Origin of the sequence: Fibrobacter sp. UWB15 (assembly GCF_900177705.1) — a bacterium.
Taxonomy (GTDB): Bacteria; Fibrobacterota; Fibrobacteria; order Fibrobacterales; family Fibrobacteraceae; genus Fibrobacter.
The window spans coordinates 267,302-286,997 of sequence record NZ_FXBA01000004.1 but is presented as its reverse complement, the minus strand read 5'-3'; the positions used below and the strand labels follow the sequence as shown (position 1 = coordinate 286,997).

Genomic DNA, 19,696 nt, shown 5'->3' with positions numbered 1-19,696 from the left:
CCTTTTCTTTTTTTTGGTGAGCGTTCTTCTTTGTGTTCTTGGGATACGTGCTTTGTGTTCTAAATTGCTTAAAATTTAATAAAATCCTTAAAATGCGTAAAATTTGAATAAAAACGTTAATTTTGTATTCTAACATCTTAAAATCTACCTATATTTGTAAGTGTGAGGGATACAAAAACACTCCAACAAAGAAGGGAAAATGAAAAAGAAAAACAAATGGTATGAAGTTCTGGGTGCAGGCCTGTTGTCTGTTTCGGCAATGTACCTCTGCACATCTCTAATGGTAACGGGCTGCTCCAGCGAAAGCAGCAGTGTTGCCGGGGATGACTCGGAAGAATATATCGAGGACGTGGAATCCGGTGGCGATGAGGGTGCTTCTTCGTCTTCGGTTGCAAGCAAAGATAAAAAGGCGAAGTCCTCGAGCTCTGAAAAGAACGAGAAAATCGAATCTTCAAGCTCGGAAAATAATGGATCTTCTGATACAACAAGGGTCGAATCTTCAAGCTCCGAAAAAGCAGATTCTTCTAGTGTCGAAGAATATGCAATTAAGAATATGACTTTAACTGGCGTAGCGCAGAAAGGCCCGTTCGTTGATGGCCATGGATTTGTGCGTGAAGTTGATTGCGAAACGTTAAGGCCTACAAGCTATGACGCGGAGTTTGGGTATTTTAGTGTTGTTATAGAAGATGGAGTAATCAATGTTGAAAATCTCAACATGGTTTCTCCATGTGCAGAAATCGTTGTGTGGGGTTATTATCTAGATGAACATACAGGGGAAAAGTCGAAGAAATTAGTTAATCTGAGCGCCCTTGCTAATTTGGAAAATCGCAGCACTGTGAATGTCAACGTGTTTACGCAGCTTGAATACGACCGCATGAAGTATCTTGTAAATCAAAAGAAAATGCCTGTGGCAGAAGCAAAGGCACTGGCGAAAAAGGAAATCCTTGCGCTGTTTGACATTAAAGACGATGTCGGTGATTTTGCTGATTTGGATATCCTTAAGCCTGGAGAGGGCAACGCAGCACTTTTGGCTGCAAGTGTGCTCCTGACGGCACAGACGGATCCTGAAAAGAATGCTCATCTTACTTATACTGTAGACTCGTTGAGTGACTCTTATGTTAAAACGGGCGAGTGGGATAACGAAATGAAAACCAAAATTGCCAATTGGGCTAAGTCTGCCAAAGAAAACGGCACGCTGGAAACGATTCGCAAAAATGTGGCCGGGTGGAAAAACGTGGAAGCGGTTCCCGAATTTGAAAAGTATGTTGAAAAGTTTGGCGAGGAATACTCCAGCCCAGAAAATGAGGAATCTTCAAAGGAGTCTTCTCATCCGAGGGAATGGCACGAACTTCATGACATTATTTACCATTATGTTCTAGAAGAAAATACTCCTGAAACCTTGGATAAAGAAAAATACGATAGAATTTATCGAGAAAATGAACAAACGAATTTAGAAGAATACTTGATGGACGAGGATGCCTATATGGCAGAATTTGTAAAAGGAAACAAATATTCTTGGAATGTTATGTTGACGCATGATCCTAGAATGTGGGATGGCGATGAATGGGACGATCCTCGATATCCGAACGTTCATTATGAAGTCTGGCTTGACACGATGTTTGTATGGTCAGAGTATGGTACAGATAAAATTTATGCTATTGCAGGATATATGATTCGATATACCGTTGGGGAGGCTCCGGATGTTGAAGAGCGTATCGCTTATGTAGAAGTCCGCGTCAACCTCAATTGGCTTAATCAACCCTACAATCCGTCAAAAAAAGAAGACGACTAAAGCTCTTTTGTCTCCTCACTAAAAAAAGAACCCCGCTAGTTTGCTAGCGAGGTTCTTTTTTAAGGGTGGGTGACCGGACTCGAACCGACAACATCCAGAATCACAATCTGGGACTCTAACCAATTGAGCTACACCCACCATGATTGTGAGCCCAAATATAAAAAAGCCACCCCGATTTTCAAGGGTGGCCCTGCAATTTTTTTGTAAAATGCGCCTTTTTAGTCGTTTTTCAGCTTCGAAATGATGCGCAGGTAGTTTGCGCGCTTGAAATCGTTGCGGTGTTCTTCGCAGAAACGGGGGTAAATGTACTGCTTCGGGAACACGCGGATAGTGAACATTTCGTTGCAGCCTTCGAGACAGCACTTGAAGGTGAGGTCCATGGATTCCGTGTAGTTGTGGCGGAAGATGATGTTCTTGGACTCGATGTTGTCCACGTCCTTCTTCTGCTTCTGGCGCTGCTTGATGTCGCGGTGCAATTCGCAGTACTTGGCGATCGGGTGGCCCCAGAATTCGCGGCCGCAGCCGGGTTCCTGACAGACTTTCAGCTTGATACGCTTTTTCTTTTTGTACTTGGGTAATTGCATAAAAAACCTCGGTTTAAGGGTAAATATAGTAAAAATTCCAACTAATGCCGTTTTTAGGGCTGATTTTGAACGGTTTTGCGGATTTTAGCGTGTATATAAGAGAAACCTTTTAGAAAAAGGAAGCCTTTTATGCATGTTTCGCGAAAATCAAATCGTTGCATTTACCTGTGGATTTTGCTCTGCGGGGCCCTTTGGGGTACGTTTTTGGGACTGTTTTTTTCGGGCTGCACCTACGATTCCGGTTGGAGTGGGGGCCCGGAGCCGGTGCGAATCACATTTTTAGATGTGGGGCAGGGGCTCGCGGTGCTCCTAGAAAACGAGGGGCGGTTTGCCCTGTATGACACGGGACCCGACTCCGCCGGACTGATGGATACGCTTGCGTCGAGGGGCGTCAAGTCGCTCGACTGGGTGCTGGTGAGCCACTTTCACCGGGACCACGGCGGTGGCTTTATGGAAATGGGCGCGGCAATCGAGTCGGGGCGGCTCAAGGTCGGGCGCCTCTTGGTGGGGTTAGACACCGCGGTGGGCTTCGTGAGCGACAGTATTTTTAAGGTGGCGCGGCGGTACAGGATTCCGGTAGATACGCTGGAACGCGGCGACTCGGTGTACTTTGCCGAGGGGCTAAGGCTTGAATGTCTGTGGCCTGTAAGTTACGGACGCTTTGGTGAAAATCGGGCGAGCGTGGTGGTGCTTGGTTCCATGATGGGACCGCTGGCGGGGCGTGAAAGTTCGTTCCTGTTGATGGGAGACTTGGATTCCGTGGGCGAAAACCGCCTGATGGAGCTCTCGCGCGACTTGTCGGCAGATTTATTGCAAGTGGGGCACCATGGTTCCGCGGGCAGTAGCGGGCTCCAGTTTCTGGCACAGGTGACCCCTAGGTATGCGGCAATCGGGGTCGGAAAAAATAACCGCTACGGCCATCCCAAAGAAGAGGTGCTAAGCAGGCTCCGGATTGTCACGGGCGATTCAGCTGCAATCTATCGCACCGACCTGCACGGGAGTTTCAGCTTTGAAATGTGGCCAGGTGTGGGGCTTGTTATTCCCTGAAACCTACGCGGGCCTGAAAGTGGCAGCGGTTTGTGGTGGGGCTCTTTTCCATGTCGGCGTTCATGCCGAAGAATACGACGTGGTGGTTCGTATCCTTAAAGCGGATGATGTTCACGTTCGCGCCGAGCGGCACCTGGTTCACAAAGTTCAGCTGCAGCGAGCGGATGCCGCGTTCCTTGATTTCTTCTTTGCTTAAACAGTCCAAAATCCATTCCACGTAGCGGCAATGATTCACATGGTGATTCAAGTCCAGGTCGCTATTGCGGGCGCGTTCTGTATAAACTAATTGCGGGTCTTCACCCATGGGCAAAACCGAGAGCATCTCGGGCATGGCGCTCTTTTCAAGCTGAATGGGGAAGGGGTACGGACTGTTTGACGGCGGTTCTGCAAAGCCGGTCTTCAAGTTCACGAGAATCCAAGAAGAAGTGCCTTCGGCCAAAGCGTGACCTTGGCTATCGACAACGGCGTAGTCTTTGAGGACTACCTTGTCTTTGTAGATTTCCTTGATCCAGGTGGAAACGCTGAGTTCTTCGCCCATGAGCGGAGTGTGATTGATGCGGACCTTCATGCGAGTAATGGCCGAAGTGTAGCCGGCCTTGATCATGCGCCACAGGCCAAATCCGCCCCGTTCGGCGTCAGCGATGGCGGCCTCTTCCATAAACTGGAACAGGCGCGAAAGCTTGAGTCTGCCGTATTCGTCGCAGTCCGAAAAGCGTACGGTGAATTTGAGGTCTGTGATTTCGCTCATCATTTAGCGCTCCATATAGTCTGTTAGCTTATTTAATTTATAAATTTATCGGCATGGATACACCTTTTTTTCGCCCCAGTCATATTCAGATTCCTGCTTTGTCGTCTTATAACGGAGAACTTCGCGTTCCGGGTTCCAAGAGTATTACTAATCGAGTGCTTTTGGTGTCGGCCCTTGCCGAAGGAACCACCCGCTTGCACAACTTGTTGAAAAGCGATGACACCCGCTACATGGGCGAGGCTCTTAAGGCTCTTGGAGTCAAGGCGGAAATGACCGACGACTTTACCGAAGCCGTAATCGAAGGTAATGGCGCTCCTATCGATGCTCCGTCTGTCCTGATGGAAAATGACAACTATGTGGCAGGCCTTTATCTGGGAAACGCAGGTACAGCCATGCGTTCGCTTTGTGCCGCGCTAGCTTTGGGTAGAGGCGTGTTCCATTTGAGTGGCGAAGAACGTATGAAGGAACGTCCTATCCGCGACTTGGTCGACGCACTCCGTATGCTGGGGGCCGATATCGACTATATGGAAACGGACGGGTTCCCGCCGGTGTGTATTAACGCTCACGGTCTCAAGGGGGGCTCTGTTACGGTGCGTGGCAATATTTCGAGCCAGTACCTGACGGCTCTCTTGATTTGCGCTCCCTATGCAGAATCCCCGCTCCACATTCATGTGGAAGGCGACCTGATTTCTGCCCCGTATATTCTGTTGACTCTGGACGTCATGAAACATTTCGGCATCGAAGTCAAGCATGCCGACCTCAAGGATTTTTATGTGCCCCAGGGCGTTTACAAGTCTCCGGGCGACTATATGGTCGAAGGTGATGCAAGCTCCGCCAGTTATCCGCTTGCTGCCGCGGCTATTGCAGGTGGTAAGGTCCGCGTGCTGGGTGTAGGCTCCGAATGCCGCCAAGGTGATATCGCTTTTGTCGATGTGCTCAAGAAGATGGGTGCAAACATTGCCATGGGCCCCGATTGGGTCGAATGTGTTGGCCCCCAGGGCAAGCTCAAGAGCCTCGGCGAATTCAACGCTATCGAAATTCCCGATGCGGCCATGACCGTTGCAGTGCTTGCCTTGTTTGCCGACGCCCCCATGACCATTTCGGGGATTGCCAGCTGGCGCGTCAAAGAGACGGACCGCATTGCGGCCATGGCGGCTGAACTTCGCAAAGTGGGCGCCGAAGTCCGCGAAACTAACGATTCCATTACGATTACGCCGCCGGCTGAATTGCAGCCCGCGACTATCGAAACTTATAACGACCATCGCATGGCCATGTGCTTTAGCCTGGTGGCTCTGGGCGGTGTTCCGATCAAGATTATGGATCCGGCTTGCATTAATAAGACGTATCCGCGCTACTTTGAAGACTTTTTGAGAATTGCCCACTAGCGGCCAAAGGTGAATTAGTATTTTAGAGAAAACCATGAAGAAGCGTATTTGCGGCATAGCTTTATTTGTGATGACACTCGCCTTGTGCGGGATTGCTCATGCTATGCCGGAACTGAAGGCCATGCCGACACCTCCCGATACGCTTGTGCTTTGGGTGATGGACCAGGATATCAATGCTGGCGCCGCTCTTCAGAAACTCATGAAAAAGTACACGCGCCAAAGCGGAACTCCGGTCAAGATTCGGTTCGTGGATTGGGGAGTCGCCTTCGCCGAACTCAACAAGGTCTTGGTAAACGACGCTGGCCCGGGGACCGATTTCCCGGATGTGTTGCAACTGGGCTCGAGCTGGGTGCCGTACTTTGCCAAGGCCGGCATGATTAGCCCTGTCACAGAATTGTTAGACGCTGTCGATACAAGTCGCTTTTATCCGGAGGCCATGAAATCTGGTCATGTCGGTCGCGATACTCTAGTGTACTCGATTCCGTGGTTCCTCGACATTCGTGGGTTCTTCGCGAACGAACGTATTTGGTTGGAACTGGGGCTGCATGATTCCGAAATCGAAACTTACCCGCAGTTCTTTGGCGTGCTTCGGGCCATTTCGGAAGCCAAAGTGACTAACCGGCAAGATGTTGAGGTGGTGCCGTTTGAATTTGGCGTGAAGGACGACTGGACGGGCTATCAGCAGATGTCTCCGTTCCTCTGGAATTACGGCGGTGACTTCGTTGCAGAAGTCGATAGCGGTTACCGCAGTGCCCTAGCAGACCCATTGACGCTGGTGGGACTTTGTTTTTATTTGAAATTGTTGCGCGACCATGACGTATCGCCGTACAACCTCAAGGAAAATTCGGCCCAGAGTGCAGACCGCTTTGTGCGTTCCGAACAGTTGATGATTTTTGGTACGTCCGAATTGATCCGCAAAATTGAATTCGACACGGAAATGGGCGGCTTGAGAGATAGCCCGCTCGCCAAAGACGGCTTGATTACGGTGACCGGTCCCAAGGGCCCGTACGGCAATTTCTCGTTTGTGGGCGGAAGCCATTTGACGCTCCCAAAGAACAGCAACCCGATCAAGCATGCAAAGGCCCGCGACTTGTTCCTGTTCATGCTCCGTGCAGACAATATCGATTTCTATTCTAGACAGTGCGGCTTCATTCCGCCCGACAAGAGCTTGATTCGAATCTGGATGCAGGATCCTCGCTACAATCATTTGATTGACGGTCTCGAAAATCATGGCCGTAGTAGCCAGAACATTCCGGAATGGAGCGAGATCGAAATGACGGTGAACAGCATGGTGTCTGCCATTGCGAGTACATTGCTCAAGCAAGATTCTTCCGTGAACGAAGAAATTGCGAGTCACGTGTTTGATGCTCACCAGAAAATCAATGGCATTTTGGGGTACAAAGACCCCGAAACGGAATCCGCTGTAAAGCGCCGTATTCTTGCGGCTTTGGAAACCCCGGTCGAAGAAACCAAGTACGAAAAGGGTTTCGGTTCGGTCAGCGTGCAGCCTGAATTTAGCTTGCGGCTTATTGTGGTGATTTCTTTGGGAGCTGTTGCGGTCGTGTTATTGTTGGTGTTCTCTATTCGTCGGTTCCGCAAGCGCTAGAATTATGCGAAATATTTTTGCCTTAATTGGATTCTTTACAACTGTCGCTCTTGCCAATTTTCAATTGGATTCTTTCCAGGTGTACGTGGATTCGGTGGTGCCTGGCGCCCGTTACGGACTCTCGATACGATCGGTTAAAACGGGCCAAGAATTAGGTAACATTCGCGGAGATGAAAAGTTTACGCCTGCAAGTACGCTCAAGACTTTGACGACTGCGGCGGCGGTTCACTACTTGCCGCTCGATTACGCGCCCAAGACCGAAGTTTCTCTGAACGGTAGCGTGCGCAAAAAGACTTTTGTCGGAACCGTCAATGTCCGTGGCGGTGGCGATCCGAATTTTTCGGGCCGCTATTATGCAGACCCGTTCCATATGATTTATGCCATGGCTGATTCGATTCATGCTTTAGGGATAGATTCCATTTCGGGTAAGATTACTCTAGATTCCAGCTATTACAAGGGCCCGTGGCGCGCCGAACACTGGCGCAAGAATTTTTATGATGCCTGGTACGGTGCCGAAATTGCACCGCTCGGATTTAACGACAATTGCACCATGATTCGATTTAAGCCCGGCCAGAAGGTGGGTGATTTGGCTCGTGCCGAAGTGGTGCCTGACGTTGGCTATGTCGTTTTGAAAAATGAAATGGTGACGGTTCCGGGTAAAAAGCGCAAGTGGACTTGGGCGCTCGATTCTGCAAAACCCGAAATCACGATAGGTGGCGCCATCGGTATCGGCGTGGATTCCAGTCAGCTGGTGCTCCCGGTGCGTAACCCGATTGCGTACTTTAAGGCCGCCTTCATTCACGCTCTCAAGGAACGCGGGATAGCCTTCAAGGAGCAGCCCAATGTGCAGGAGGGAATCCAGATTGCCTCTTACACTTATTCGGCGGCACCGTTCCTCAGCATTCTCGACGAAATCAATCAACGCAGCCAGAACTTGCATGCCGAAACGATCTTCCGCAATTTGGGCGCCCAAAAAACAGGTGTCGGAAGTGTTGAAAGCGGCCGCGCGATGGAAATGAAATTCCTTGCCGAAATGGGAATTGATTCTGCTGACTTCGAAGTCTGGGACGGTTGCGGACTTTCACCCAAGAACAAGGTGAAGCCTTCTACCGAGACCAAGTTGCTTGCAAAGATGGCGCGCCACCCCAAGGGCAGCTACTACATCAACAGTTTTGCGGGCCCCGGAATCGGTACCGGCGGCAAGCGCATGCTTGATTTGCCGTACCCCTGGCTCACTCGATTCAAGACTGGCTTTATCGGCGAAGTCCACGGCCTGGTAGGCTACATTTATACGCTCGATGGCGATACCCTTGCGGTGGCCATGTACTTGAACGAAACGGGCAAGAATCCGGATTCCCAGTTGAAAGATGTGCTGGATACCTTGTGGAGCAGACTGGTGTACCGCACCAACGATAATTACGCCTCTCTCATGAGAATGAAGCAGATGTGGCTTGCCGCCCAGAATGTGGCTGGCCTTACGGCAAGGTTGGATTATTTTTCGAAGTCCATGAAGGGTACGCCGTATAAGCTTGGCCCTATGGGCGAAAGCTACGTTGACTCCATCGAAAACAAGCCGCTGGTGTACATGGATTCGGTCGACTGCGTGACGTATCTGGAACATGTTCTTGCGATGGCCCTGTCGCCGAACGAAAACGAAATTTTCAATACGCTCCAAAAGATCCGCTACAAGGACGGTAAAATCGGTTACGTGAACCGCAAACATTACCTGCTGGCCGACTGGGTGAGCGATAGCAAGTTTGCTCGCGTGATGCAGGTGCCGGGCGATACCGTTGTCAAACGCACGATGCCCAAGCAGAATTTCTTCAAGGCGAAAAAGATCAAGTACGAAACTCCGGATGCTCCGATGGACTTGCGCTACTTGCCTTACAATCGTGCGGTAGAAATGGCTTCAAAACCTTACGCAGGCCCTCTGATGGTGACGGGGGTTGCCTTTGTCGCAAGTGCAAATGACTTGGATGCGACGCATACGGGCTTCGTGATTTTCCGCAACGGGGAACTCCCGAAGCTGCGCCATGCTGCGTGGAAAAAGCAGGTGATTGAACTTTCGCTGAAAGACTACCTGGCGAGCCGCAAGGGTAAGCTTCCGGGAATCACGCTGTTCGAATTCCTGAAACAATAAGTTGAGTGTTCTTTCTTTGTCATGCCGGGCTTGACCTCAATAGCCACTTGCAGCTTTGCTGCTTAGTGGATATGATCCTCGGCAACGGGGAGTCATCTCCTTTTATAAGTAGCGATTATTCCCCTAAATCAAACGCAAGAATCGCGACGAGTTCGTGCTCGCCGCCTTCATTGCCTTCTGTGTTCGGGCCTTTCTCGAACAAAGTCCATGCATCCGGCATCCAGCCGTAGGCGGCCATGGTGAGTTCTTTGCCGATGGCAATTTCGGCGGCTTCTACCTCTTCCCAGCGCACGGGGCCTGTGGGTGCCTTGTAATAGCGCAGCATTCCGAGCGCTTCCATCGATTCCGGATAATTGTCCACCAGCTGGTAAACGCAGTCCTTGTAGCTTTCGCCTTTCAGACGAATCACGCGGTAAAGGCGCTTGTGACCCAGGAATTTAGAGAGGTCGCCGTGGTGAACGTCAATCTTGGAACCTTGCCCGAAAAACGTCATAAGCTCGCGGAAAATTTCTGAATCCTCTTCCATGAACGGGGAGAGTTTTTTAATCAGGGCGTTAACTTCGTTTGCGAGCATGTTTAAATAATAGATATTTTTTATCTTTTTACCTGTATAAAAAAGAGGCTTCAATATGAAAAACGTAGTTCTTCTCGGTGCGACCGGTTCTATCGGTACTTCTAGCGTCGATGTCATTCATCAGCATTCCGATATCTTCAATCTTTACGCCGTTGCGGCCAACAGCAGTGTAGCCAAAGTTGCCGAAATCGTGCGCAAGTACAAGGTCGAACGCGTGTGCATGTTCGATCCGAATGCTGCGAAGGAACTTGAAAAAGAAATCGGTATGAAGGTGCTCGCCGGTATGGAAGGCCTGTGCGAACTCGCCGCAGACCCGAAGGCCGACATCATCATCAACTCGTTGATGGGTGCCGTTGGTTGCCTCCCGACCATTACCGCTATCGAACACGGCAAGCATGTTGCCCTTGCAAACAAAGAAACCATGGTCATGGCCGGCCCGGTCATTTGGGACAAGCTTGCCGAAAATCCGAAGTCCTTTATCACGCCGATTGACTCCGAACACAGCGCCATTTTCCAGTGCCTCGAAGGCGGCAAGCGCGAACACGAAGTGGAATTTCTTGAAATTACGGCATCCGGTGGTCCCTTCCGCGAATGGCCCATTGAAAAGTTCGAAGACATCACCGTGGCCGATGCCTTGAATCACCCGGTGTGGAGCATGGGCAAGAAGATTACCATCGACTCTGCTTCTATGATGAACAAGGGTCTCGAAGTGCTCGAAGCTCACTTCCTCTTCCACATTCCGTACGACCAGATCAAGGTGGTGGTTCACCCGCAGTCCATGGTGCATTCGCTGGTGCAGTTCCGCGACGGCTCCCTCATGGCCCAGCTCGGTGCCCCCGACATGCGCATTCCGATTCAGGTGGCGCTCACGTGGCCCGACCGTCTGCCGCTCGATACCAAGCGCATTGATCTGCCGACGCTTGCGAAGCTGACCTTCTTTGAACCGGACTTCAACAAGTTCCGCTGCCTTGCCTTGGCTTTTGAAGCGGGCCGCCGTGGCGGTATCGTGCCTTCGATGATGAATGCTGCGAACGAAGTCCTCGTTGACGCCTTCCTTAAAGGTAACCTCAAGTTTACGGATATCCCGCGCCATGTGGAAACCATTATGGCCGGTGCCCCGAACGTGACGGGTCACCTGACGCTCGACCAGGTGCTCGAAGCCGACGCCGAAGCCCGTCGCCTGACGCTTGACCTGATTAAGTAAGTTGTAATCTTGTACAACAGAATTTTGAGTCGCTCCGGAATGGGGCGACTTTTTTGATTTATATTATTTTATGGGCATTTTGCCTGTTTGGAAAAGGATTGAGTATGAACAAAATTATAGCGGCGGCGACCTGCCTTGCTGTAGCGGTTTCTGCGTTTGCACAAGGTTTTGGCGGTCAACAAGGCCAAGGCAAAATGGAGTATTCCGAAAAATTTGCCGACTTGAATTACGCGAACGACGGAAAGACCTTCCATACATTGGATATCTACCTGCCCAAAGAAACGAAGGATGCTTATCCGGTTGTGATTCACACTTACGGTAGCGCCTGGAGCATGAACAATCAAAAGGGTTCTGCCGATTTGAATACGATTTGCGCGGCGCTCCTGAAGGCAGGCTATGCGGTGGTGACTCCGAACCATCGTTCTGCAAGCGATGCCATTTACCCGGCGCAGTTGCATGATCTTAAGGCCGTAGTGCGCTTTATTCGTGGTAATGCAGCGAAATACAAAATCGATACATCTTTTATCGCCATGTCCGGTTTTTCGTCGGGCGGACATCTCTCCAGTTTGGTCGCTACAACCTGTGGCTTGAAAGAAGGCAAGTCCGGTTCCGTAACGGTGGACTTGGTGGGCTCCCTGGGGGAGTTCACCAAGTTCAGTAGCTGTATCGATGCGGCGTCGCTTTGGTCTCCTCCGACCGATATTTACACCATGAATCCTATCAATAATTTCATGGGTAGCGGAACTTACGAAGGCGCCTTCATCGGTGCCGAGCGCGAAGGCAACAAGGATAAGTGGATGGTAGCCAGTTCGCCGTACTATGCCAGCGAAGACGACCCGCCTATTATCTTGTTCCATGGAACTTCGGACCAAATTGTAAACAAGGAACAAAGCCAGGAACTTTATGATTCTCTGAAAAAGCATAATGTCGTGACGGAACTTGTTTCGGTGTCGGGAGGAACCCATGGTGGTTCCGAAATGTATGTCGACGAAAACTTGAACAAAATGATCAGTTTCTTCAATACGGCTCGTGAAGCAAAATCGCAGATTGTCGAACCTTTGGATACGGCGAAGGTAGATACCTCCGCAACGGATTCCTCGGTTACCGATACTTTGGATAACGACTCCGTGCAGACTCGTCTGCCTTCGAGCTGGAAGCAGCTGGCTCATGTCGGCTTGGTCGGTAACAAGTTGGTGGCCTTCGGGAATGGCGGCGAATACCGTTGCGCCATCGTCTCCATGAACGGGGCAATTGTCTGGAGGGGTGATTTCCGCGGGTCTCTGGACCTGTCGTGGCTGCCTTCCGGGGCGTATGCCATTGTTGTTTCATTCCCGTCTGGAATACAAAAAAGCTTGAAATTTGCGAAAAAATAACACAATGGGTACACTTGTGTCCAATTTCTGGCGTAAGAGAACTCTCTTACGCCTTTTTTGGGGTATATTTGTAGCTACATAATAATCATTAAGGAGTCCGAGATGTTGAAATTTGGCTTAAAACAGTATGCTGCTGTCGTACTTTCTCTTACGTCTGCGGCTTTTGCTGCTACAGCGTACATTAACCAGATTGGTTACCGCGTAGGTGATGCCAAGGAATTTGCCCTGGTTGACGGTAACGGCGATGTTGAAATTGTGGACGCAAGTGGTGCGACCGTTTTGAAGGTGACTCCGTCTGCGGCTTCGAATTGGGAACCCAGCGGTCAGAATGTCCAGTTGGTCGATTTCTCGGAATTGAATGTTCCGGGTACTTATTCTATCAAGGTGGGTGGTCAGGAACTTCGCAAGGACCTCAAGATTGCGGCCAACACTTATGAAGACGTTACCAAGGCTTCTTTGAAGTGGTATTACTACCAGCGTGCCTCCATGGCTTTGGAAGAAACCTACGCCGGTCAGTGGAAGCGTGCCGCCGGTCATACTAATGCAAGCGTGCAGCTCCATAACTCTACCGGCGAATCCGGTTCCATCAATTCGACCAAGGGTTGGTACGATGCCGGTGACTATGGTCGCTACATTGTGAACTCGGGCATTACCACTTACACGCTCCTTTCGTTGTTTGAACACTTCCCGGACTATTTCAAGACACTCAAGTGGAACATTCCGGCTGACGGAACTCTCCCGGACTTGCTCGCCGAAATCAAGTACAACTTGGACTGGATGCTTACCATGCAGGCCTCTGATGGTGGCGTTTACCATAAGCTGACTTCTCTCGGATTCCCGGGTGACGTGATGCCGGCAGACGATATCGATCCGATTTACGTGATTGGTAAGGGCTCGGCTGCCACGTTTGACTTTGCCGCAGTGATGGCTGTAGCTGCCCGTGTGTACAAGCCGTTCGATGCTTCTTATGCTAGCAAGTGCCTCGAAGCTGCCAAGAAGGCTTATGCCTGGGGCGCCCAGAACCCGAACAAGTCTTACAGCAACCCGAATGGTGTGCAGACGGGTGAATATGGCGACCGCTGGCTCGGTGATGAAAAGGAATTTGCCTCTACGGAACTCTTTGTTTCTACCGGCGATGCCTCTTACAAGCCGAACAATGCTTCGGGAAATATCCCGAGTTGGGCCGATGTGGGTGGCCTTGCAACTTACGGCATGGCTACGCATGCGACCGAATTAGGCAATACAGCTCAGGCCGCCAAGGATTCCTTGCTCAAGGTGGCCGACAACTTTGTGAATCGCGCCCAGACGGGTTTCGGTGTCGTGATGGCTAAGAACGACTTTGTGTGGGGCTCTAACGCTGTTGCTGGCAACCAGGGCGTATGGCTGTTGCACGCCTACTACCTGACTGGCGAAGCCAAGTACTACCAGGCTGCAGTCAAGGTGCTGGATTACCTGCTTGGTAAGAACCCGCTCGACATGTCTTTCTTGACTGGTTTTGGTACAAAGTCCGCCAAGAAGCCGCACCACCGCCCGAGTACATCTGATAAGGTGAAGGATCCTGTGCCGGGAATGATTGTGGGTGGCCCGCAGCCCGGTGGCGAAGACATCGGTTCTGAAACTTGGGAATGCAAGGACTATAGAACCGGTTTCCCGGCAACCTCTTATGTCGACAACAACTGCAGCTACGCTTCGAACGAAGTGGCTATCAACTGGAATGCCCCGTTTGCGTACCTCGCTGGCGCTATCGAAGCAATTAACCACGGTTATGCTCCTAGCTTTGCTGTGGACGGTGTCGCTCGCAGTACCGATGCTATCAAGCCCGCTGTCGCTCGCAAGGCTCACGTGAAGCAGGGCCCGCAGCTCCGCTTTGTTGACCAGAAGCTCTATGTCGAAAAGAACGGCAAGCGCTTCAACCTGAAGGGACATCGGGTTAAGTAGTCGGTAGACGGTAGACAGTAGACAGTCTTAATGCCGGATTTATTCCGGCATTTCCTTTTTTATATAGAACTCTTTTTTCTTCCTACTTCCTACTTCTAACTTCCTACTATATTTACCCCGAGAGGTTTCTATGAAAAATCGTTTTGCCAGTCGTTTAGCTATTGCAGCCTTGGCGGGGCTTTCTCTGGGTTCCGCCGCATTTGCCGCTCAGAATGTCATCAAGGTCGATGACTTGCATCCGGGTGTCGTCATCAATAAAGAAAACATGATGTCTGCGGACTTGGCGATTTGGAATCCGCCGAGCCGTTATTACGACATGATGTCTGCGTTGGTCGATGGCGGTTACACGCTGTTTAGATTCCCGAATGGCAGCCTTTCGAATGATTACCACTGGAACGGTATCGGTAGCTACGATAGCACGGGCCTCTGGACCGCCGATGAAACCAAGTGGGCGCGCGGTTTCTTGGGCGAAACGATTTACCGCGGCACCACCAAGGACAACTACGGCTTTGTGCGTCGCAGTCACCTGGCCGACGGCAAAATGGAAACCATGTGGTGGGGCGAAATCCTGGACCCGGTGGACCCGCCTTGGGTCGTAGTGGAATTTCCGGAAAAGGTGAATGTCGATTCGTTGGAAATCGATTGGGGAACGCTGCGCCCGAAGGCTTTTGAAATTGCCTACTGGACCGAAGATTACGCCGAATATCCGGGCGTGCACCAGGCGCTCGAAAACAAGCTGAAGCTTGAAAAAGTGGTCAAGGTGAATGGTGCGACCACCAAATACAAGTCTAAATTCCGCACGCGATATGTGGCCATTCAATTCAAGACTGCTGATTTGCCTAGCAAGGGCGTGCAGATTCGCGAGATGAAACTTTATAGCGGCGAAACCGACTTGCTCGGCGGTAACAACTACAAGTTCTACGCGATGTCTACCCGCAATGGCGACAAGGCCCGCACCGACTGGACCGACATCAAGTGGGATTTTGAGGAATTCATGAAGTACATCCAGACGCTTCCGAACGCAAAAGCCGTTATCTGCGTGAATGCGGGAACCGGAACTTCGAAAGAAGCTGCCGCCTGGGTGCGTTATGCAAATAAAGTAAAAGGCTACAACATTAAGCAGTGGCAAATCGGCAACGAACTCGACGGCGAATGGGAAGAATCCGGCCCGATTTCGGCAAGGCATTACGCCGCACGATTCCTGGAATACGCCCGCGCCATGAAGGCTGTCGATTCGACAATCGTTCTGCATGGCCCGCTGTTCAGCACGCATAAAATGCTGCAGAAGGGCGCCGGCTTGCTCGATGGTAAGTACTGGATGGAAGAATTCTTGCGCATTGTGGGCGAGGCCGAAAAGAAAGACGGCAAGCGTTACCTCGACGTGGTGGACTTGCACAATTACCCGTACTGGACGCCCAACGAGCCGAAGCCTGCCGAAATGCTCAAGGCCATGCTCGATGTGGGCCCGAATATGGATACGCTCAATGTGTGGATGAAACGCCATCTCGAAGGTGAACGCGGCGTATTCCTCTCGGAATTCAGTACCTGCGTGCAGGGTTTTAGCCTGCTGATGGATTACCCGCAGGCTTCTGCCGTGGCAAGCATTTTTGCGCAGCATGCCATGCGCTTTGGAAATCGCTTGCAGGTGCTTCCGTGGGATGCTTTCGGTAATTTGTTCAAAGGCCCCGATGACACTTGGGGAACCATTAGCATGACGGCCCTCGCCAAGGAAGGCTCCTGGAATTATTGGAAGTCTCTGGAGCCGACGGCGGAATACTACGGCATTTACATGACCTACATGGATTTCCTTGAAAACGGTTATGCGGTGTTGCCCGTAGAATCGACGAGCCCCGATATTGAAGCCTACGCAATCGGCAAAGGTGATTCAGCCCGTGTGATGATCGTGAACTTGAGTGATGCCCCGCAGGTGGTGCAGATTGACCGCGCAAGCGTCAAGGGCAATTCTAAAGAAGTCGGCAAGGGCGACCTGGTGCGTACACAGGTCGAAATCTTTGGCGAAGATCAGTTCAAGTGGGTGGGCACTTCGCAGAAGGCGTACCCGTACCCGAAAATGGGCCCGAGCGGCCGCCGCATTAACCCGAGCAAGAGCAAGGACATTACGGTGCCGCCGTTTGGACTTGCCGTCGTGCAAGTCAACCCGAAGGTGGTGGGCTTGAGCGAAGCGACCAAGGCGCAGGCTGCGAAGCCGAAGTTCTTGGCAGCCTCTCTCGAAAAAAAGGTCCTGATGGCAGGCGATACGATCGACTTGTTCGTGACGGCAATTCAGGAAAATGGTCAGCTGACGAACGGCGCCGTGACGGTTGGCAATTGGGGCAAGCGGGGCATGGTCTTGCAGAGTGCCGTTCCCGATGATGGCAAGTGGAACGCTTCTATCGAAAGTTTCCATGTGCAAATCCCGATTCCCGAAGATGTGTATCCTGCTGCTCGCGAAATCCAGGTGACTGTTCAGGGCTTGGGTGGCAAGGTTTCTGTGCTCAAGATTCCATTCCGCGTTCGCGGCGCTTACCGTACCACGCACGTGATGCAGAACTTTGATAACGGCCTCGATGCAGTCGACTGGTTCCCGGTCGCTAACGGCGACAACGCAACGACTATCGGTGCGAAGGTCTTTAACGGGGCTCCTCCGCACGGTGGCTTTATCCGCCACGACTTTATGATCGAGCAGCCGCCTACGCAGGGCTGGCCGAACTTTGCGGGCGCCTACTACGTGATTCCCGAAGAAGTTCACAATTCCGTGGGTATCGTGTTCGACTACGCCACGAACCATAGCAATCCCGATGGCTATTTCGAAGTGCAAATCGCAAGTGAACAGGTCAAGGATTACGATGAATTCATGATCCGCCTCAAGAACACTCGCGGTTCCTGGATGCGTGACACGCTCATCTGGGAAAATATGAAACAGGAAGGCTGGGGTAAGACCATTCCGCAGCTCGACCCGAAGCAAATCAAGAATTTCTCTTGGCGCGCTCGCCATAGCGGCACGGGCTACATTAGCCTCGACAACATTTACCTGTTGCAGGAAGATGGTGCCGAAGTTCCGATGCCCCGCGGCCTCCGCCGGTTGAGATAATTGAATCCTCGGGTTAGGAATATTGCCCGATACAATTGATACATTGTTGCCTGTAAACGCGCTTTTGTAGGACCGTTTGCAGGCTTTTTTCTTTATATTACTCTCGCACGCGCGTTGGTGACGCGTTTTCTCGAAAGAGAGGGATGTTGTGGAATACAAATTTTTTGCTTTAGTCGCAGTTTCTGCGTCTGTTTTGGCGTCTTCGGCCTTTGCCGCTAACGCTTACATTAACCAGGTGGGTTTCCGCCCTTCCGATCCCAAGGAATTTTCGCTTGTCGGAGCCTCTGGCAATGTTGAAATCCAGGATGCCTCTGGCAAGACGGTGCTTACGGTAACGCCTGGCGTCGCCTCGTTTTGGGATGCAAGCGGCCAGAATGTACAGCTGGTCGATATTTCAAAATTGACCGCCGAGGGCAAGTACAGCATTAAGGTGGGCGGCCAGACACTTCGCCAAGATCTGGTGGTCAAGAACAATACCTTTGCCGACGTTTACAAGGCTGCTATCAAGTGGTTCTATTACCAGCGCGCCTCTATGGCTCTCGAAAGTGCATACGCGGGCAAGTGGGCTCGTGCTGCAGGCCATACGAATGCGACTGTCGAACTTCATAATTCTACGGGCGCTTCGGGCACTATCAATTCGAGCAAGGGCTGGTACGATGCCGGCGACTACGGACGCTATATCGTGAATTCGGGCATTACCACCTACACGCTCCTTTCGCTTTACGAACACTTCCCGGAATTTTTCAAGACGGCCAAGTGGAATATTCCTGCCGATGGAACTTTGCCGGATTTGCTCGCCGAAATCAAGTACAATTTGGACTGGATGCTTACCATGCAGGCCAATGACGGTAGCGTTTATCATAAGCTAACCTCTCTTGCTTTCCCTGGCGATGTGATGCCTGCGCAAGACAATGCAAAACTTTATGTTATCGGTAAGAGTGCCGAAGCCGCACTTGACTTTGCCGGTGTGATGGCGGTTGCTGCGCGCGTGTACAAGCCGTTTGATTCCAATTACGCCGCCAAGTGCCTTGATGCAGCCAAGAAGGCTTATAGCTGGGGCTCTTCGAATATGAGCTACCACTTTACCGCAAACCCCTCCGATGTGGCGACGGGTGCGTACGAAGGCAACAACGCGGCCGACGAAAAACTTTTTGCCGGCACGGAACTTGCCATTACCACGGGCGATAATTCTTACAAGCAGAATGGTTCTTCGGAATATGTGTCGTACTGGGGCGATCTTTCGGGCGTTGCCACTTATGGCAAGGCGACGCATGCATCTGTGTTTGGCGATGCAAACGAAGCCAAACAGAAAATCTTGGGCACTGCAGATGGTTTCGTGAACCGTACCAAGTCGGGCTTTGGCGTGGTGATGGCGAAAGATGACTTTGTGTGGGGCTCCAACGCCGTGGCCTCCAATCAGGGCGTATGGCTTTTGCATGCCTATTACCTCACCGGCGACGAAAAGTATTACACCGCAGCGCTCAAGGTGCTTGATTACTTGCTCGGCAAGAATCCGCTTGACATGTCATTTGTTACAGGTTACGGCATGAAGTCTCCCAAGATGCCGCACCACCGCCCGAGTACTTCGGACAACGTAGAAGATCCGATTCCGGGTATGCTTGTGGGTGGCCCGCAGCCCGGTGGCGAAGACGTTGGCTCTGCTGCCGAATGGAAGTGTGCCGATTACAGAACTGGCAATGCGGCGACCGCTTATACCGACCAACGTTGCAGCTACGCAACGAACGAAGTCGCTATCAACTGGAATGCACCTCTTGCTTACCTTGCTGGCGCTCTTGAAGCTCTGAACGCCGGTTATGCTCCCTCGTTTGCCGCCAATGGTGTTGCAAGAAAGTCTACTGTATCTTCATCGAGCTCCTCGGCAGTTTCGTCTAGTTCTCAGGTGGCTTCAAGCTCTTCTGTCGCTCCGGCATCCAGCTCTTCGGAATCGCTCGCTTCGAGTTCGTCGCAATGGAATCCGTGGGTTTCGAGCAGCTCCATGACTACGGCAATTCACGAAACTTTGCCCGCCAGCATGCAAAACAAGGCTGCTCCGCGCCTTCGCCAAAATGGTCATAAGCTCTATGTCGAAAAGAACGGCAAGCGCTTTGATCTTCTCGGCAACAGCATCCGTTAATCGGCGATTTTACAACACTCGTACTCCTAAATGCCGCACTAGCGAAAGTTGGTGGCGGCATTTTTCTATATTGGCTTGCG

Annotated in this window: 13 protein-coding genes and 1 tRNA gene; 10 read left to right on the top strand and 4 right to left on the bottom strand. The window is 51.3% G+C overall.

What is annotated here, in order from left to right; translation table 11 throughout:
- Positions 1–199 precede the first annotated feature (199 nt).
- A complete protein-coding gene (locus B9Y58_RS08570) occupies positions 200–1,792 on the top strand; it encodes a hypothetical protein (protein WP_073056117.1) in 1,593 nt (530 codons plus the stop codon).
- A gap of 64 nt (positions 1,793–1,856) precedes the next feature.
- Here the strand turns inward: B9Y58_RS08570 and B9Y58_RS08565 are convergent.
- Both B9Y58_RS08565 and B9Y58_RS08560 read right to left on the bottom strand, forming a co-directional pair.
- Positions 1,857–1,930, bottom strand: a tRNA-His gene (locus B9Y58_RS08565).
- An 80-nt stretch (positions 1,931–2,010) separates the two neighbouring features.
- Positions 2,011–2,376, bottom strand: a complete 366-nt coding sequence (locus B9Y58_RS08560) for a hypothetical protein (RefSeq protein ID WP_073056119.1) — start codon at positions 2,374–2,376, stop codon at positions 2,011–2,013.
- A gap of 129 nt (positions 2,377–2,505) precedes the next feature.
- On the opposite strand from B9Y58_RS08560, the gene B9Y58_RS08555 reads away from it, so the two are divergent.
- Positions 2,506–3,423 (top strand): ComEC/Rec2 family competence protein, encoded by a 918-nt coding sequence (locus B9Y58_RS08555; RefSeq protein ID WP_083532290.1) that lies wholly within the window; start codon positions 2,506–2,508, stop codon positions 3,421–3,423.
- Here the strand turns inward: B9Y58_RS08555 and B9Y58_RS08550 are convergent.
- Positions 3,413–4,174: an acyl-[acyl-carrier-protein] thioesterase gene (locus tag B9Y58_RS08550; RefSeq protein ID WP_073056121.1), complete on the bottom strand. Its 762-nt coding sequence runs from the start codon at positions 4,172–4,174 to the stop codon at positions 3,413–3,415. The two genes, B9Y58_RS08555 and B9Y58_RS08550, sit on opposite strands and share 11 nt — an antisense overlap.
- Positions 4,175–4,224: 50 nt before the next feature.
- On the opposite strand from B9Y58_RS08550, the gene aroA reads away from it, so the two are divergent.
- From aroA to dacB, 3 genes are read left to right on the top strand one after another with little or no spacing between them, the layout of a single operon-like run.
- Positions 4,225–5,556, top strand: a complete 1,332-nt coding sequence (gene aroA, locus B9Y58_RS08545) for a 3-phosphoshikimate 1-carboxyvinyltransferase (RefSeq protein ID WP_073056123.1) — start codon at positions 4,225–4,227, stop codon at positions 5,554–5,556.
- A gap of 34 nt (positions 5,557–5,590) precedes the next feature.
- Positions 5,591–7,162, top strand: a complete 1,572-nt coding sequence (locus B9Y58_RS08540) for an extracellular solute-binding protein (RefSeq protein ID WP_073056125.1) — start codon at positions 5,591–5,593, stop codon at positions 7,160–7,162.
- A gap of 4 nt (positions 7,163–7,166) precedes the next feature.
- The gene (gene dacB, locus B9Y58_RS08535; protein ID WP_073056127.1) at positions 7,167–9,302 is read left to right on the top strand and encodes a D-alanyl-D-alanine carboxypeptidase/D-alanyl-D-alanine endopeptidase; all 2,136 of its coding nucleotides are present in this window, start codon (positions 7,167–7,169) and stop codon (positions 9,300–9,302) included.
- A gap of 115 nt (positions 9,303–9,417) precedes the next feature.
- Here the strand turns inward: dacB and B9Y58_RS08530 are convergent, their stop codons facing one another.
- Positions 9,418–9,876 (bottom strand): hypothetical protein, encoded by a 459-nt coding sequence (locus B9Y58_RS08530; RefSeq protein WP_073056129.1) that lies wholly within the window; start codon positions 9,874–9,876, stop codon positions 9,418–9,420.
- A 55-nt stretch (positions 9,877–9,931) separates the two neighbouring features.
- Here B9Y58_RS08530 and dxr point away from each other — a divergent pair, with 55 nt between their 5' ends.
- The 5 genes from dxr (at position 9,932) to B9Y58_RS08505 (ending at position 19,616) form a co-directional block, all read left to right on the top strand.
- Entirely contained in the window at positions 9,932–11,080 is a 1,149-nt protein-coding gene (dxr, locus tag B9Y58_RS08525) for a 1-deoxy-D-xylulose-5-phosphate reductoisomerase (RefSeq protein ID WP_073056131.1), read from the top strand.
- Between the two features lie 104 nt (positions 11,081–11,184).
- Positions 11,185–12,453 (top strand): alpha/beta hydrolase, encoded by a 1,269-nt coding sequence (locus B9Y58_RS08520; RefSeq protein WP_233247912.1) that lies wholly within the window; start codon positions 11,185–11,187, stop codon positions 12,451–12,453.
- Between the two features lie 102 nt (positions 12,454–12,555).
- Positions 12,556–14,391: a glycoside hydrolase family 9 protein gene (locus B9Y58_RS08515; RefSeq protein WP_073056132.1), complete on the top strand. Its 1,836-nt coding sequence runs from the start codon at positions 12,556–12,558 to the stop codon at positions 14,389–14,391.
- A gap of 130 nt (positions 14,392–14,521) precedes the next feature.
- Positions 14,522–17,482 (top strand): glycoside hydrolase family 44 protein, encoded by a 2,961-nt coding sequence (locus B9Y58_RS08510; RefSeq protein ID WP_073056134.1) that lies wholly within the window; start codon positions 14,522–14,524, stop codon positions 17,480–17,482.
- Between the two features lie 148 nt (positions 17,483–17,630).
- Positions 17,631–19,616 carry a glycoside hydrolase family 9 protein gene (locus tag B9Y58_RS08505; protein ID WP_073056136.1) on the top strand — a complete coding sequence of 662 codons (1,986 nt, stop codon included), beginning with the start codon at positions 17,631–17,633 and terminating at the stop codon, positions 19,614–19,616.
- Positions 19,617–19,696 lie beyond the last annotated feature (80 nt).

Excerpts from the sequence above, each read along its gene's own strand:
- B9Y58_RS08540 (WP_073056125.1), top strand. The coding sequence starts at position 5,591 with ATGAAGAAGCGTATTTGCGGCATAGCTTTATTTGTGATGACACTCGCC.
- B9Y58_RS08515 (WP_073056132.1), top strand. The coding sequence starts at position 12,556 with ATGTTGAAATTTGGCTTAAAACAGTATGCTGCTGTCGTACTTTCTCTT.
- B9Y58_RS08555 (WP_083532290.1), top strand. The coding sequence starts at position 2,506 with ATGCATGTTTCGCGAAAATCAAATCGTTGCATTTACCTGTGGATTTTG.
- dacB (WP_073056127.1), top strand. The coding sequence starts at position 7,167 with ATGCGAAATATTTTTGCCTTAATTGGATTCTTTACAACTGTCGCTCTT.
- aroA (WP_073056123.1), top strand. The coding sequence starts at position 4,225 with ATGGATACACCTTTTTTTCGCCCCAGTCATATTCAGATTCCTGCTTTG.
- B9Y58_RS08550 (WP_073056121.1), bottom strand. The coding sequence starts at position 4,174 with ATGATGAGCGAAATCACAGACCTCAAATTCACCGTACGCTTTTCGGAC.
- B9Y58_RS08530 (WP_073056129.1), bottom strand. The coding sequence starts at position 9,876 with ATGCTCGCAAACGAAGTTAACGCCCTGATTAAAAAACTCTCCCCGTTC.
- dxr (WP_073056131.1), top strand. The coding sequence starts at position 9,932 with ATGAAAAACGTAGTTCTTCTCGGTGCGACCGGTTCTATCGGTACTTCT.
- B9Y58_RS08510 (WP_073056134.1), top strand. The coding sequence starts at position 14,522 with ATGAAAAATCGTTTTGCCAGTCGTTTAGCTATTGCAGCCTTGGCGGGG.
- B9Y58_RS08520 (WP_233247912.1), top strand. The coding sequence starts at position 11,185 with ATGAACAAAATTATAGCGGCGGCGACCTGCCTTGCTGTAGCGGTTTCT.
- B9Y58_RS08570 (WP_073056117.1), top strand. The coding sequence starts at position 200 with ATGAAAAAGAAAAACAAATGGTATGAAGTTCTGGGTGCAGGCCTGTTG.
- B9Y58_RS08560 (WP_073056119.1), bottom strand. The coding sequence starts at position 2,376 with ATGCAATTACCCAAGTACAAAAAGAAAAAGCGTATCAAGCTGAAAGTC.